This window comes from Streptomyces sp. NPDC096205 (assembly GCF_044763135.1).
In the GTDB taxonomy this organism is placed as follows: Bacteria; Actinomycetota; Actinomycetes; order Streptomycetales; family Streptomycetaceae; genus Streptomyces.
In genome coordinates, this window is sequence record NZ_JBIWFS010000015.1 from 40,555 (window position 1) to 55,677 (window position 15,123).

Sequence of the window (15,123 nt, forward strand, 5' to 3'; positions counted from 1 at the left end):
GACCGTAGGTCGGCGTCTGTGCAAAATGAGTGACACCGCAGTGACGGCAACCCCGGAGTCTGTCACTCCGTTTCGGCGGCGAACGCACGCACCAGTTCGTGCAGGGCGTATCGGCCCGGGGTGCGCTCGGTCAGCAGATGGGCGTCGGCCAGTTCGTCGAGGGCGAGTCGGGCCCGGCGCGGGGGCAGACCCGCCAGGTCGGCGGCCTCCTGCGCGGCGATGTCGGCGCCGAGGTGCCGGGGCAGTCGGCGCAGCAGGGCGGCGGCCGTCGGGGACAGGCCGCGGCAGGAGGCGAGGAACGCCTCCCGGACGACGCCGGTCCCGGCGACGGGGTCGGCACGCAGTGCCGCGGCCAACGCCGCCAGCGGGACATCGGCAGGGGCGGACACGGCGAGTGCGGTCAGCGCGAGCGGAAGGCGGCCGCACCGGGCCACGATCTCCTCGGCGGCGCGTGGCTCGGCGGCCGTCCGCACGGGCCCGAACCGCTCGGTCAGCAGGGCCAGCGCGTCCTCGGTGTCCGGCGGTTCCAGACGCAGCGGCCGGGCACCGGAGGCGATCAGCCCGGGCAGGGCCCTTCGGCTGGTGACCAGGGCGAGGGAGCCGGGCGACGGGGGCAGCAGCGGGCGCACCTGCTCGGAGTCGGCGGCGTCGTCGAGCACCACCAGCACCCGGCGCCCGGCCAGCACGGTCCGGTACAGCCCCGCCCTCGCCTCCACCCCTTCGGGGATGCGCCCCGGCGGCACGCCGAGCGCGGCGAGCAGCCCGGCGAGCACCTCGGCGGCCGTCGCCACGGGCGCGTGCGCGGCGAACCCCCGCAGATCGGCATGGAGCCTGCCGTCCGCGAACCGCGTGGCCGCGGTCTCGGCCCAGTGGGCGGCGAGCGCACTCTTGCCGACTCCGGCCATGCCGGTGACCAGGATCGCCGCGGTCGCCGCGGTGGCGGACCCGGCCGCGTCGGAGAGGGCGGTCAGCAGGGCGAGTTCACGCACTCGCCCTACGAACATGACTCGCGGTGAGGGCAGTTGGGTTTCCGGAGGCGACAGCGGGAAGCGGCGGCCGGGAGCGTGCGGTCGTACGAGGCCGTGGGGCGCGGGCGGGTGACCTGGTCCGTGCGGTCGTACGGCCTCCTGGAGGACTGCCGCGTGGGCGGCGGTCAGTTCGGGGCCGGGGGGCACGGACAGGTCGCGGGCGAGGGTGTGGCGGACGGTCTCGTACGTCGTGAGTGCCTCGGCACGGCGGCCGCAGGCGGCCAGGGCGTGGACGAGTCGGGCGTGCAGGGACTCGTCGAGGGGGTCGAGGGCGGCGGCGCGGCGCAGGGCGGGCAGGACGTCCTCGGCACGTCCGCAGCGCAGAGCCGCGTCGGCGGCCATCTGGACGGTCCGGACGAACTCGCCCTCCAGCGCGGTGAATTCGACGTGAGCCCGGACGGCCTCGGGGATGCCCATGGCGACGGGTCCGCGCCATTGGGCGAGCGCGTCGGTGAAGGCACGTACCGCCTCCTCGGAACGGCCGGTGGCGGCGGCCCGCGCACCCCTGCGGGCGAGGTCGCGAAAGCGCAGCAGGTCGACCTCGTCGTGGCCGGCCTCCAGGAGGTAGCCGCCGGTGTGCGGCAGCAGACGCCGGCCCGGGGCGCGGGGCGGGAGCCCCGGTTCCAGGAGTCTGCGCAGCTCACCGGCGTACCGGCGTACGACGTTCCGGGCGCTGGCGGGTGCCCGCACGGGCCACAGGACGTCGATGATGTGGTGCATGCGGACCGGGCGGCCGGGGTGCAGCAGGAGCAGGGCCAGCAGGGCGCGCTGCTGCGGAAAGCCGAGGTCGATCTCGCGGTCGCCGGCGTGCACGCGCAGGGGTCCGAGCACCTCGAACCGCAGGGCGCCCGGCGGAGGGCCGCTCATCGCCGCTCGGCACGGAGGTCGTGCGAGGCGGTCGCGGACCTGCCGGTCAGGCGGGCGGCGGCCTGTTCGGCGTCGGGGTGGCCGAGCCGGGCGAGCAGGGCGAGGGCCTGCTGCCAGCAGGTGCGGGCGCCGTCGTGGTCGCCGGTGGCGAGGTGCGTGTCGCCGAGGCGGAGGAGGGTGACGCCCTCCAGGTAGGGCACGCCCAACTCGCGCAGGAGGGCGAGGCAGTTGCGGTAGCCGAGCAGGGCATGCGGGTGGCGGCCGAGGTGGTGGTGGGCGTAGGCGATGCTGTCCCAGGTGGCGGCCTGGCCGTAGCGGTCGCCGAGTTCCTGGAGCGTGGTGAGGGCTTCGAAGCAGTGCCGCAGGGCGTCGCGGTACTCGCCGCGCAGGGCGTGGTACCAGCCCACCGAGTTGAGCACGCTGGCCTGTGCGGCGTGGGCGCCCGCGGCGCGGAACAGGTCGAGGGCGAGCCGGTTGTGGCGCAGGGCGCCGTCGAGGTCGCCCGCCTGCTCGGCCTCCCAGCCGAGGCTGCGGTGGGTGTCGGCCCGGCCGATGTCGTCGCCGAGGGTGGTGAACAGCTCCAGGGCACGTGTGAGGCGGGGCAGGGACCGCTCGTGCAGGCCCAGTCTGCCCTCCGCGCGGGCCAGTCCGCGCAGGCCGCGGGCCTCCAGGGCGGGCTCGCCCAGCCGCAGGGCGGCGTCGAGGGCGGTGCGCTGGGCGGCCGCCCCCTCGTGCCAGTGGCCGCGCCGGTCGAAGAAGGGCTCCAGCGCCCAGGCCAGCAGGCAGGCGACCCGGTCGTCCCCGGAGGCGGCGGCCGAGTCGACGACGGCGAGCAGGACGGCGTACTCCGCGGTCAGCCAGTCCAGCGCGCGGGTGTCGTCGGCCAGCGGCTCGGGGGTGGCGCCTTCGGGGAGCGGCGGGAGGGACATCTGGTCGGCGTGCGGGGCGAGCAGCATGCCCGCGGTGTGGGCGGTGTGCAGGTAGTGGTGGTGCAGGCGGCTGGTGGCCGCACGGCGTTCGGCCTCGGTGTGCCGCTCGTGGAGGAGTTCGGTGGCGTGGGCGCGCAGCAGGTCGTGGAAGGCGTAACGGCCGGGGGCGGGTTCGTTCAGCAGGTGGACACCGGCGAGTTCGGCGAGCAGCGGCCGGACGCGGCGCGGCGGCAGCGCGGCCAGGGCGGCGGCGGCCGGTGCGGTGACGTGCGGGCCGGGGTGCAGGGCGAGCAGACGGAAGACGCGGGCGGCCTCGGGCGAGACGGCCCGGCTGGACCAGGAGAACACCGTGCCGACGTCGAGCGAGGCGTCCGAGCGGGCGAAGGCGTCCAGACTGCCGTCGGCGTCGCGCAGTTCGGCCGCGATCGCGCCGAGCGGGAAGGCGGGGTGCAGGGCGGCGCGGGCGGCGACGCAGGCCAGCGCGAGGGGCAGCCCGGCGCACCTGCGGACGATCTCGTCCGCGGCCCCGGGCTCGGCCTCCACCCGCTCGGCACCGAGCCTGCTCACCAGGAACTCCCGTCCCTCCTCCACCCTGAAGGGGCGCAGCGTGAGGGCCCGGGCGCCGTGCCCGGCGATCAGCCCGGCCAGGTCGTCGCGGCTGGTGACGAGCGTGAGGCAGCCCGGTGTGCCGGGCAGCAGGGGTCGTACGTGGTCGGTGTCGCGGGCGTTGTCCAGCAGGATCAAGACCCGGCGGCCCGCCAGCAGGCCGCGGTACAGGGCCGTTTGGGCGTCCAGCCCGTGCGGGACACGGTCGGGCGGTACACCGAGGGCGTGCAGGAAGCCGCGCACGGCCTCGCCGGGTTCCGTGACCGCGCCGGAGGGGTCGAAGCCGCGCAGATCGACGTAGAGCCGGCCGTCGGGGAAGCGGTCGGCCAGCTGGTGGGCGCAGTGCACGGCGAGGGTGGTCTTGCCGACTCCGGCCATTCCGCCGATGACACCGATGACTACCGTTCCGGCGGGGTCGACGGGGTGGACGGGGTCGACGGGGCTGCCGTCGCCGTTGTGGTCGGTGCCGGACAGCAGGGCGCGTACGTCGGCCAGTTCGGCGGCTCGGCCGGTGAAGGCGGGGAGGGCGTGGGGCAGTTGGGAGGGGACTGCGGCGGACGGGGCGGGGCTCTGCTGGGAGTTGAGGGTGGCCGGAGATCGCAGGTCCTGTGCGCCAGGGGCTTGCGGGTCGGGCGGGGCAGGGCTGAGCGGGGTCGGCGTGCCGGCGGGGGGCGACGCGGCAGGGGTGTGATGGGTCGGCGTGTCCGCGAGGTGCGGGGGCGCGGTGTGAGGGGTCGGCGCGCCGGCGAGGTACGGAGGCGCGGCGTGAGGGGTCGGCGCGCCGGCAAGGTACGGAGGCGCGGCGTGAGGGGTCGGCGCACCGGCCAGGTACGGAGGCGCGGTGTGAGGGGTCGGCGCACCGGCCAGGTATGGAGGCGCGGTGTGAGGGGTCGGCGCACCGGCAAAGTACGGGGCCGCCGCGCCAAAGCAGTCATGAGTCGGCGCACCGGCGAGGTGCGGGGCCACCGCGCCAGGGCTCTGCTGGGTCGCCAGGCCGGAGATGCGCGGCCCGGCCCCATCAGAGATGGCCGTCTCCCCCCTCACCACCTCCCACGCCGCGCGCAGTTCCGAGCCCGGGTCGATGCCCAGTTCGTCGGCGAGGCGTGTGCGGGCGGAGTCGTAGGCGGTGAGGGCCTCGGCGCGGTGGCCGGTGGCGGCGAGGAGGAGGATCAGGCGGGCCAGGACGGGCTCGTCGAGGGGGTGGTCGGCGGCGGTGCGGCGCAGGGCGGGCAGGACGTGGTCGGGTGTGCCCGCCCGCAGGGCGGTGTCGGCGGCGGCGCGTGCGGCGCAGAGACGTTCCGCCTCCAGGGCGGTGAACGCCGGGTGCGCACGGGCGCGCGGGCGGAGGTCGGCGGCGGCCGCGCCCTGCCACAACGCCAGGGCGCCGACGAGGAGTTGGACAGCGACACGGGGTTCGGCGCGGCGCGACTCTTCGTACCGCTCGCGGAAGCTCAGCAGGTCGGATGTCGTGCTGTCGGCCCGGAGCAGGTATCCGCCGGCCGCGCGCGGCAGCCATGTACCCGGAGCGCGCGGCGCCAGCTCCGGCTCCAGCAGGCGGCGCAGGGAGCCGACATGGCGGCGGATCACGTTCAGGGCGCTGCGCGGGGGGCGCGGGCCCCACAGGACGTCCACGATCTCGCTCACCGCGACGGGCTGTCCTGCCCGGGCCAGCAGCAGGGCGAGCAGGGCGCGTTCCTGTGGTCCGCCCGGGTCCAGTTCGGTGTCCGCCCGCCAGGCCCGTACCGGACCGAGCAGCGCGAACCGTATGTGTTCCACCGGCGCCCCACCCCCTTCCGGTCTCCCCGCCCGGTCCCGACTCTACGTCACCGGTGGGGTTACCCGGAGTCACTATCCGCAGGTCGGACGCGGGGCGGGGCGGCCGGGAGAGGTCGTGTCAGCCGAGTTCCTTCTCCAGCCAGGCGAGCACGTCCGGGGTCACCGGGTCGGTGATGTCGGCGAACTCGGTGTGTTTCTTGAGGAACTTGGCGACATAGGGGCAGACCGGCACGATCCGCAGGCCCTGCGCGCGGACGTCCGTGAGGGCTTCCTCGACCAGCTTCCCGGCGAGCCCCTGTCCGGCGAAGGCGTCGTCGACCTCGGTGTGGAAGAACACGCGCTGCGTGCCGCGGTCGCGGTAGGCGGTGAGGCCGGCGCGGGTGGCGCCGACGTGGATCTCGTAGCGGTGGCGGTCGTCGGCGCGCCGGACGGTGGGGGTGGTCCCGGTCTCGGTCATGGGGTGGGTCCTCTCGGGTGGGTGTCAGGCGCGCGGCGGGTTGCGGCGCGGGGTGAGGGTGGCGTGGGGCAGGGCGGGGGCGGGGAGGCGGTCGCCGGGGTAGCCGTCGACGGCGCCGAAGCGGTCGGAGGCGCTCTCCCAGTCCGCGCGGGCGCGGGCGATGTCGTCGTGGCTGCGCCCGATGAAGTTCCACCACATGACGATCTCCTCCTCGAACGGGGTGCCGCCGAGCAGCACGGTCCGGGCGGGGGCGTCGGAGGTGTTGTGGAGGGTCAGGGTGCCGGGGCCGGGGTGGAGGTAGCCCAGGTCGGCCGGGGCGAGCAGGGTGCCGGCGACGCGGACGTCGCCCCGGTCGACGAGGACGCCGTGTTCGAAGTCCGGGTCCACGGCGAGGGTGAGGGTGGCGTGCGGGTCGAGGACGATCTCGGCTCCGAGGAGGGGCGTGAAGGTCGGCACGGGGGATGTGGATCCGGCGAGGGAGCCGAGGAAGACGCGGATCTCCGCGCCGTCGGCGTGCACGGGTTCGGGGGCGTAGTGCCGAAAGTCCCGGTGGGTTGCGCGGTGCGCTTCGGGCAGGGCGACCCAGAGCTGGACGCCGTGCAGGACGGTGGTGCCCGGGGTGGAGACCTCGGAGTGGGCGATGCCGTGGCCGCCGGTCATGAGGTTCAGTTCGCCGGGGCGGACGTAGGCATGGCTGCCTAGGCTGTCGCGGTGCTCGATCTCGCCGCTGAACAGCCAGCTCACGGTCTGCAGGCCGGTGTGGGGGTGCGGGGCGACCACCATGCCGCCGGTGTCGGCTACGTCGTCGGGGCCGTAGTGATCGGCGAAGCACCAGGCGCCGATCAGGGTGCGCGACCGCTGGGGCAGGGTGCGCCGTACGGTCATGGCCCGCGGGCCGCCGAGGGGCACGTCACGCGGGGTGAGCACCTCCACGCGGGGGCCGGACGGGGCGATCGCCTCGGTCGCGGGGCGCGCCGCGACGGGGCCGGTTTCGACGTTGCTCATCGGGGGACCTCCACACACCTTGATAGTTTATGCTTCAACAATACTTGAACGTGTAGCGTGACGCAGCCCCAGACGCCAACGGCGCCCCAAGGAGCCCAGGTTGAACAGCACCCCCGACGCCGAGCGGATCTTCGTCGACAAGCAGAGCCCGAAGGCGTACCACGCGCTGGTGCAGACCGCCGAGGCCGTGCGCTCGGTCGCCGCCGAGGCCGGACTCGACCGGCGGCTGGTGGAGCTGGTCAACCTCCGCGTCTCCCAGCTCAACGGCTGCGCCTACTGTCTGCACACCCACACCCGGGCCGCCCTGCGCGCCGGAGAGACGGCCCAGCGCCTGGGCGTCCTCGCGGGCTGGCGGGACGCCGAGCTGTACACGCCGGCCGAGCGGGCCGCCCTCGCGCTGGCCGAAGCGGCGACCTCGCCGGCCGACCTGGCCGCGCGGGACACCGCCTACGCCGCCGCCCGTGAGGCGCTCACCGAGGACCAGATCTCCGCGGTGATCTGGGTGGCGATCACCATCAACGCCTTCAACCGGGTCTCGATCCTGAGCGGTCACCCCGTACGGCCCGAGCACTGACCCACCCTCGCACGCCCGTCCCTCCCCCGGCCCGCCCGGTGCACTCCTGGGCAGCAGCCGTGCACCGGAGATCAACTCCCGGCGCCGGAACTTCCGGCTCCCCTAGAATCCTTGTCGATCATGCTCGTGAGCGGGCGGAGGCACGGGCGGGGGCGCACATGACCGGCGAGCGGGACGTCTTCGGGACGCTGCTGCGGGAGTTGCGGCTGGCCGCGTCCCTGACCATCGAGGCTCTGGCGGAGCGTTCGGGCGTCAGCGTGCGCGGCATCGGGGATCTCGAGCGCGGGCGACGGGCCGCTCCGCAGCGGCGTACGGTGGCCGCGCTCGCGGACGGTCTGGCGCTGGCCGAGGCGGACCGCGAACGGCTGCTCGCCGCCGCCCGGGCGGGCCGCTCCCCCGGCTACAGCCCTGCCGGGGTCCGCGCGTTCCCGCGCGGGATCGCCGACTTCGTGGGCCGCGAGGCGGAGCTGGCGCACCTGGAGCTGTTCGCGGAGGCGGAGGCGGCCGCGCCGGTCGTGGTGGCGGTGTCCGGGGCGCCGGGGACCGGCAAGACCACGCTCGCCCTGCATGCCGCCCGGCGGCTCGCCGACCGGTTCCCCGACGGGCAGTTGGTCCTCGAACTGCGCGGCACCCACGACAGCCCGCCCGAACCGGCGGAGGTCATGCTCGGTGTCCTCAAGGCGCTCCAGGTGTCCGACAAGGACCTCGCGCAGGCCGGACCCCAGGGCCATCCGGCGCTGTACCGGCGCCTGTTGGCGGAGCGGCGGTTCCTGCTGGTGCTGGACGACGCCCGCGACGAGCGGCAGGTGCGTCCGCTGCTGCCCGGTGCGGGGGCGGGCCTGGTGGTCGTCACCAGCCGGCGCATGCTGACCGGCCTGGAGAGTGTGCACCGCCTGCCGCTCGGGGAGTTGACCGCTGACGAGGCCGCCGCTCTTCTGGCCGGGCTCGTCGGCGCCGAGCGGGCCGCCGCCGAACCGGCCGCGCTGGAGGACGTCGCCCGGCGCTGCGGGCATCTGCCGCTCGCCCTGCGCATCGCGGGCAACTGGCTGGCCACCCGCACCGGTTGGAGCGTGGGCAGGCTCGCCGACCGGCTCGCGCTGGAGGAGCGGCGGCTGGACGCGCTGTCCGCCGGGGACATGCGGGTGACGGCCGCCTTCGACCTGTCCTACCGGCAGCTCACCCCGTCGGCGGCCCGGCTGTTCCGGCGCCTGGCCCTGATACCGGGGCCCGACACGGCCGCGTCCGCTGCCGTCGAGCTGACCGGGCAGGAGCTGTTCGACGCCGAGGACACGCTGGAGGAGCTGGTCGAGGCGGGGCTGCTGGGCACGGACGGGGACCGCTACCGGCTGCACGACCTGCTGCGGCTGTTCGCCCGCGACCGGCTGGCCGCCGACGAGGACGCCGCGGACGTGGAGGCGGCGCGCGCCGCGCTGTACCGCATGCTGCTGGAGACGGCGGTGGTCGCGGGCCGCTGGTTCGAACCCGACCACGGCGCACCGCCCGCCTCATGGCGCGGCACCGTCGATCTGTCGGACGCGGGCAAAGCCGGGCAGTGGCTGCGGGCCGAGGGCCCCAACTGGCTGGCCGCGCTGCGCGCCGCCGCCACGGCCGGGGAGCACACTGCCGTGGTGCACCTCGCCGAAGCCCTGCACTGGTTCTCCGACCAGTGGATCTTCTGGGGGCACTGGCCGGAGGTCTTCGCCTCCGCCGCACGCGCCGCCCGGGCTCTGGGCGACCCGGTCCTGGAGGCCACGCAGCTCAACTACCACGCGTGGGCCGTCCTGTTGTGCGAGGGCCGTCCCCGCGACAGCCTCGCTCTGTCCGCCGAGGCACTGGAGGCCGCGCGACTCGCGGGCGACACGGCCCAGCAGGCCTGGGCCCACTACTACCAGGCCTGGGCGCACCGGCGGCTGGGCTCCTACGCTGCTGCCGCCGAGCACAACCAGCTGGCCGCGGGCCTGTTCAGGGCCGTGGGCGATCTGCACGGGTTCATCCAGTCCCAGTACGCGCGTGCCGTCGACCTGAACGACCAGGGTGATCGCGAGGCCGCCGTGGACGCCTTCCTCGGCGGGCTCGCCCTGCTCGACGAGCTGGCTGAGCGGATCGCGCCGCATGTCGCCGACTTCACCCGGCGCGGGCTGCACGCGGGCCTCGGCAACACCTTGACGACGCTGGAGCGTTGGGACGAGGCCGTCACGCATCTCGAGACCGCCGTCGGCATCTGCCGCGACAGCGGCAACACGGCCCTGGAGAGCCTCCACCTCAGCCAGCTCGGCGACGCCCTGCTGGCCGCCGGGGACACGGCCGCCGCCCGGGAGGTCTACGCCCGCTGCGCCGGGCTCGGCCCGGACGCCGACCCGCAGCGCGTCGCCACCGCCCGGGCGCGCCTGGCCGCCCTCGACGCCTCCAGCGGCGCGTCGCCGCCGCCCGCGCCCCGCTGACCCGCCTGCGCTTTCTGCCTGTGATGTGCCTGGTCCCCGCACCACCCCGTTGATTGGCTGGTCGGGCGGTCAGCGGCGCTCCGAGCCGAGCGTGGCCGCGTACGTGTGCGGTACGGCGGTGAGGAGGCCGGGTGGACTCGGTGTGGACGACGGACGCGGTGCCCGCCGCCGAGCAAGTGGCCTACTGGCGTGACGCGTTGGGCGAGGCCGTCGTACCGGTGCAGATCACCCCGCGCGAGCGGGGCGGCTCCTTCTGCGGCCGGATCACCGCGGGACGGCTGGGCTGTCTGCGCCTGGCGTCCATCGAGGCCGACGCCCATCGCGCGGCCCGTACACAGACGCTCATCGCCGGCTCGGACGAGGCGTATCTGACGGCGGCCGTGCAGACCTCCGGCACGGCGACCCTTGTGCAGGACGGCCGTCACACCGTCGTCGGCGAGGGTGACCTGGTGGTGTACGACACGGCACGGCCGTACGCCCTGGACTACCCCGAGCGCTTCAGCAGCCGGCAGGTGCATGTGCCGCGCCGCGCCTTGGGGTTGCCGGAGGAGGACATCCGCCGGATCAGCGGCGTCGCGCTCGATGCGTCGGAGGGTCCGGGGGCGGTCCTCACTCCCTTCCTCACCCGGCTGGTCGCCTCGGCGCACGCGTACACGCCGACCGAGGCGGGGCGGCTCGCCGCCGGTGTAGTCGACCTGTTCACCACGCTGGTCGCCGCGGCGGGCACCGCCACCGGGCCGGAGACCCGGCGCGAGCAGCTGGTCCGGCGCGTCCGTGACCACATCGACCGGCAGCTGGGCGATCCCGGGCTCTCGCCGGAGTCCGTGGCGAGGGCGCACCACATCTCCGTCCGCTATCTGCACCGGCTCTTCGAGGAGGAGGGCACCACGGTCGCCCGGCTGATCCGGCGCCGCCGCCTGGAGGAGTGCGCCCGCGAACTCACCGTCCCCGGGCGGCCCGCACCGAGCGTGTCGGAGATCGCCCAGCGCTGGGGGTTCGCCAACCCGGCCCATTTCAGCCGGGTGTTCCGGGGCGCGTACGGCTTCACGCCCCGGCAGTGGCGGACCATGCGCGACCTGGGCCGCGGGGCGCAGGGCTGAGCTCCGCGGGCCGGCCGGGCGGCTCAGCGCGGACAGCTCAGTGACCGCGCAGGGAGCGCCGTAGGATCTCGAAAGCCGTCGGACGCGGGCGCTGCGGCAGGAACTCGCGGATGCGGCGGGCGCATTCGGCGGGGCTGTACCGGCCGGTGTCGACGTCGAGGTCGTGCATGCCGTGCGAGTGGACGTGCGCGAACTGCGTCGCCGCGAGCCCGCGCTGGCGGTCTCCGCGCAGGGTCTCGCGGCGCTCCAGCTCCGGCAGGGGGCAGCGGACCGCGACGAGCACCGTGTCCTCGGGGACCAGCACGTCGAGGAGGTCGAGCAGCCGCCAGCGACGGCTCAGGGGGTAGTCGACGACGAGGTTGTTGCCGCCCGCCGCCATCCCGGCGACGGCCCGGTGGAAGCCCTTGCAGGTGCGGTCGATCTCGGCCTGGAGATCACCGTCGACGATCACGCCCCCGCGCATGCCGTGGAAGGCGTCCACCGGCACATGGAACCAGGTGCCGTCGAGGACGCCCAGCAGTTCGCGGGCGATGCTGGACTTGCCGGAACTGGACGTGCCGTTGAGCAGGATGACCGTGCCGCCCGCGCCCGTGTCGGGGATGCGGGTGTCGGCCGGGTCGCTCGGGTCGGTCACCGTCTCGGCCGTCATGCGGTCGTCCTCTCGCGCGGGTCGTCGGGCACGGAGCGCCTCCGCACCACCGGCATGATCATCGCATTGGACGCCGTACGGGGACCGACTCCCTGGAACACACGCGCGATGTCCACGAACCTCCACGCCACGGCCACCGACACGGCATGATCACCCGAAGGCGGGCGGGCCGCGGTGCCACCGATGGGCAAGGGCGCGGCATTCGTACACATACGCAAACATCCGGTGACGCGGCACCCTCAAACTTGCCTCGTTCGTTTCCTTGAATCATTCGTGTTTATGAGGGTAGGTTCGGCGTCATGACCGCATCGGAGACACCGACCACCGCCGAGGAGCTGCGCGGTGCGGGCCTTCGGGTGACGGCCGCGCGGGTCGCCCTGCTGGAGACCGTCCGCAGCGGTGATCACCTGGGCGCCGACGCGATCGCGGCGGGCGTCCGCGACCGGGTGGGCCATATCTCCGTCCAGGCCGTCTACGAAGCTCTCCACGCGCTCACCGGTGCGGGGCTGATCCGCCGGATCGAACCGGCCGGCAGCCCGGCCCGGTTCGAGGGCCGCGTCGGGGACAACCACCATCACGTCGTCTGCCGGTCGTGCGGGGCCGTCGCCGACGTCGACTGCGCGGTCGACGAGACGCCCTGCCTGACCGCCTCCGACGACCACGGCTTCACCATCGACGAGGCCGAGGTCATCTACTGGGGCCTGTGCCCCGACTGCGCACCCTCGCGCAGTTCCCGCACTTCCCGCACTTCCTGAGCACGTGATCCGCCTAGTCCGGAAGGATTGCCATGTCTGAGAACCACGATGCAATCGTCACAGACGCGAAGACCGAGGCGTCAGGCGGCTGCCCGGTCGCGCACGGGCGCGCTCCGCACCCGACCCAGGGCGGCGGTAACCGGCAGTGGTGGCCGGACCGGCTCAACCTGAAGATCCTCGCCAAGAACCCCGCCGTGGCGAACCCGCTCGGCGAGGAGTTCGACTACGCCGAGGCCTTCCAGAGCCTCGACCTTCCGGCCGTGAAACGGGACATCGCCGAGGTGCTCACCACCTCGCAGGACTGGTGGCCCGCCGACTTCGGGCACTACGGCCCCTTCATGATCCGTATGGCCTGGCACAGCGCGGGCACCTACCGCATCAGCGACGGCCGCGGTGGCGCCGGTGCCGGCCAGCAGCGCTTCGCGCCGCTGAACAGCTGGCCCGACAACGCCAACCTGGACAAGGCCCGCCGTCTGCTGTGGCCGGTGAAGAAGAAGTACGGCCAGAAGATCTCCTGGGCCGACCTGATGATCCTCGCCGGCAATGTCGCCCTGGAGTCGATGGGCTTCGAGACCTTCGGCTTCGCCGGTGGCCGCGAGGACGTCTGGGAGGCGGAGGAGGACGTCTACTGGGGTCCCGAGACCACCTGGCTGGACGACCAGCGCTACTCCGGCGAGCGCGAGTTGGAGAACCCGCTCGGCGCGGTCCAGATGGGCCTCATCTACGTCAACCCCGAGGGTCCGAACGGCAACCCGGACCCGATCGCGGCGGCCCGCGACATCCGTGAGACGTTCGGCCGGATGGCAATGAACGACGAGGAGACCGTCGCCCTCATCGCCGGCGGCCACACCTTCGGCAAGACCCACGGCGCCGGCCCCGCGGACAACGTCGGCGCCGACCCCGAGGCCGCCGGCCTGGAGGAGCAGGGCCTCGGCTGGAAGAGCACCTACGGCACCGGCAAGGGCGCGGACGCCATCACCTCCGGCCTGGAGGTCACCTGGACCGCCACGCCGACGCAGTGGAGCAACGGGTTCTTCAAGAACCTCTTCGAGTACGACTACGAGCTCACCACCAGCCCGGCCGGCGCCCACCAGTGGGTCGCCAAGGACGCCGAGGCGATCATCCCCGACGCCTACGACGCGTCGAAGAAGCACCTGCCGACGATGCTCACCACCGACCTGTCGCTGCGCTTCGACCCGGTCTACGAGCAGATCTCGCGCCGCTTCTACGAGCACCCGGAGCAGTTCGCCGACGCGTTCGCCCGCGCCTGGTTCAAGCTGACCCACCGCGACATGGGCCCGGTCGTGCGCTACCTCGGCCCCGAGGTCCCCGCCGAGACGCTGCTGTGGCAGGACCCGCTGCCGGAGCGGACCTACGAGCTGATCGACGCCGAGGACGTCGCCGTCCTCAAGGCGAAGATCCTGGAGTCGGGCCTGACGGTGTCCCAGCTGGTGTCGGCCGCCTGGGCGTCGGCCTCCTCCTTCCGCGGCAGCGACAAGCGCGGCGGTGCCAACGGCGCCCGCGTCCGGCTGCAGCCGCAGGCGAGCTGGGAGGTCAACGACCCGGACCAGCTGGCGACCGTGCTGCGCACCCTGGAGGGCATCCAGGAGTCCTTCAACTCCGGCCAGACCGGCGGCAAGCAGGTCTCGATCGCCGACCTGATCGTGCTCGGCGGCGGCGCCGCGATCGAGAAGGCCGCCAAGGACGGCGGATTCGACGTCGAGGTGCCCTTCACACCGGGCCGCGTGGACGCCTCGCAGGAGCAGACCGACGTCGAGTCCTTCGCCGCGCTGGAGCCGGCCGCCGACGGCTTCCGCAACTACCTCGGCAAGGGCAACCGCCTCCCGGCCGAGTACCTGCTGCTCGACAAGGCGAACCTGCTCACCCTGAGCGCGCCCGAGCTGACGGTCCTCGTCGGTGGTCTGCGCGTCCTGGGCGCCAACCACCAGGGCTCGCCCCTCGGTGTCCTCACCAAGACGCCCGGCGCGCTGACCAACGACTTCTTCGTCAACCTGCTCGACCTGGGCACGACGTGGAAGGCGACCTCCGAGGACGCGAACACCTTCGAGGGCCGTGACGCGGCCACGGGCGAGGTGAAGTGGGCGGGCAGCCGCGCCGACCTCGTCTTCGGCTCCAACTCCGAGCTCCGCGCCCTCGCCGAGGTCTACGCGAGCGACGACGCGAAGGACAAGTTCGTCGGCGACTTCGTCGCGGCCTGGACCAAGGTCATGGAGCTGGACCGCTTCGACCTCGTCTGACCCGCGCCTCACCCCGCTGACGTCCGGGCCGGCCCCTCGCGGGCCGGCCCGGGCGTTTCTCCATGTGCGGACCTTTGTACGGCCTTCACGATTTCCCCACCCAACTCCCATCATTCGCTCACGATTTGTGTATGCTCCAGGCTCCCGTTCGCACCAATGGGGAGAACACACCTCATGCGCATACGCATCACCGCGGTCGCCTCCGTCGCCGCCGCCGGAGCCCTCGCCCTCACGACGGCCGGCTCCGCCCACGCCACCGAGTACGCGTCGTCCCTGAAGATCCAGGGCATCCAGTACGACGCTCCCGGCCGTGACTCCAACAACTGCACCACCGGCAACACCAGGGCCGAGTACCTGACGCTGAAGAACTACTCGCGGACCGCGACCATCAACCTCCGGAACTACAAGGTCAAGGACGCGGCGGGCAACACCTTCACGTTCCCGACGAACCACTACCTCGAGCCCGGCGACTACGTGAAGCTGCGCGGCGGCAAGGGCACCAACTCCGACGCCAACAATGTCGTCTACCGCCAGAACTGCAACTTCATGTGGAACAACGACAAGGACACGATCTACGTGTACAAGTCGAACGGCAGCCGCGCCGACGTCCACTCGTACACCAAGTCCAACAACGACCGCGACGGCAACGGCTACATCAGCTTCCACGGCTGACATCCG

At 73.6% G+C, this 15,123-nt stretch carries 11 protein-coding genes; 6 read left to right on the forward strand and 5 right to left on the reverse strand.

Going from position 1 to position 15,123, the window contains the following annotated elements:
- Window positions 1–62: 62 nt before the first annotated feature.
- From ACIQ6Y_RS38795 to ACIQ6Y_RS38810, 4 genes are all read right to left on the reverse strand, one after another.
- A complete protein-coding gene (locus ACIQ6Y_RS38795; RefSeq protein ID WP_404047465.1) occupies window positions 63–1,895 on the reverse strand; it encodes a BTAD domain-containing putative transcriptional regulator in 1,833 nt (610 codons plus the stop codon).
- Window positions 1,892–5,206, reverse strand: a complete 3,315-nt coding sequence (locus ACIQ6Y_RS38800) for an AfsR/SARP family transcriptional regulator (RefSeq protein ID WP_404047468.1) — start codon at window positions 5,204–5,206, stop codon at window positions 1,892–1,894. Before ACIQ6Y_RS38800 ends, ACIQ6Y_RS38795 begins: the two co-directional genes overlap by 4 nt.
- Window positions 5,207–5,324: 118 nt before the next feature.
- On the reverse strand, window positions 5,325–5,663 hold the full coding sequence (locus ACIQ6Y_RS38805; protein WP_404047471.1) for a GNAT family N-acetyltransferase: 339 nt from the start codon (window positions 5,661–5,663) through the stop codon (window positions 5,325–5,327).
- Window positions 5,664–5,687: 24 nt separating this feature from the next.
- Window positions 5,688–6,668: a pirin family protein gene (locus tag ACIQ6Y_RS38810; RefSeq protein WP_404047473.1), complete on the reverse strand. Its 981-nt coding sequence runs from the start codon at window positions 6,666–6,668 to the stop codon at window positions 5,688–5,690.
- A 100-nt stretch (window positions 6,669–6,768) separates the two neighbouring features.
- On the opposite strand from ACIQ6Y_RS38810, the gene ACIQ6Y_RS38815 reads away from it, so the two are divergent.
- From ACIQ6Y_RS38815 to ACIQ6Y_RS38825, 3 genes are all read left to right on the forward strand, one after another.
- The gene (locus tag ACIQ6Y_RS38815) at window positions 6,769–7,242 is read left to right on the forward strand and encodes a carboxymuconolactone decarboxylase family protein (protein ID WP_404047476.1); all 474 of its coding nucleotides are present in this window, start codon (window positions 6,769–6,771) and stop codon (window positions 7,240–7,242) included.
- A gap of 158 nt (window positions 7,243–7,400) precedes the next feature.
- Entirely contained in the window at window positions 7,401–9,683 is a 2,283-nt protein-coding gene (locus ACIQ6Y_RS38820; protein WP_404047479.1) for an ATP-binding protein, read from the forward strand.
- A gap of 131 nt (window positions 9,684–9,814) precedes the next feature.
- Entirely contained in the window at window positions 9,815–10,783 is a 969-nt protein-coding gene (locus ACIQ6Y_RS38825) for a helix-turn-helix domain-containing protein (protein ID WP_404047482.1), read from the forward strand.
- A gap of 37 nt (window positions 10,784–10,820) precedes the next feature.
- On the opposite strand, the gene ACIQ6Y_RS38830 is transcribed toward ACIQ6Y_RS38825, so the two are convergent.
- The gene (locus tag ACIQ6Y_RS38830; protein WP_404047485.1) at window positions 10,821–11,432 is read right to left on the reverse strand and encodes a chloramphenicol phosphotransferase CPT family protein; all 612 of its coding nucleotides are present in this window, start codon (window positions 11,430–11,432) and stop codon (window positions 10,821–10,823) included.
- Between the two features lie 299 nt (window positions 11,433–11,731).
- Here ACIQ6Y_RS38830 and ACIQ6Y_RS38835 point away from each other — a divergent pair, with 299 nt between their 5' ends.
- The 3 genes from ACIQ6Y_RS38835 (at window position 11,732) to ACIQ6Y_RS38845 (ending at window position 15,117) form a co-directional block, all read left to right on the forward strand.
- Window positions 11,732–12,187 carry a Fur family transcriptional regulator gene (locus tag ACIQ6Y_RS38835; protein ID WP_404047488.1) on the forward strand — a complete coding sequence of 152 codons (456 nt, stop codon included), beginning with the start codon at window positions 11,732–11,734 and terminating at the stop codon, window positions 12,185–12,187.
- 32 nt (window positions 12,188–12,219) lie between these two features.
- A complete protein-coding gene (katG, locus tag ACIQ6Y_RS38840; protein ID WP_404047491.1) occupies window positions 12,220–14,445 on the forward strand; it encodes a catalase/peroxidase HPI in 2,226 nt (741 codons plus the stop codon).
- A gap of 174 nt (window positions 14,446–14,619) precedes the next feature.
- On the forward strand, window positions 14,620–15,117 hold the full coding sequence (locus ACIQ6Y_RS38845; RefSeq protein WP_404047493.1) for a lamin tail domain-containing protein: 498 nt from the start codon (window positions 14,620–14,622) through the stop codon (window positions 15,115–15,117).
- The last annotated feature ends 6 nt before the right edge of the window (window positions 15,118–15,123 follow it).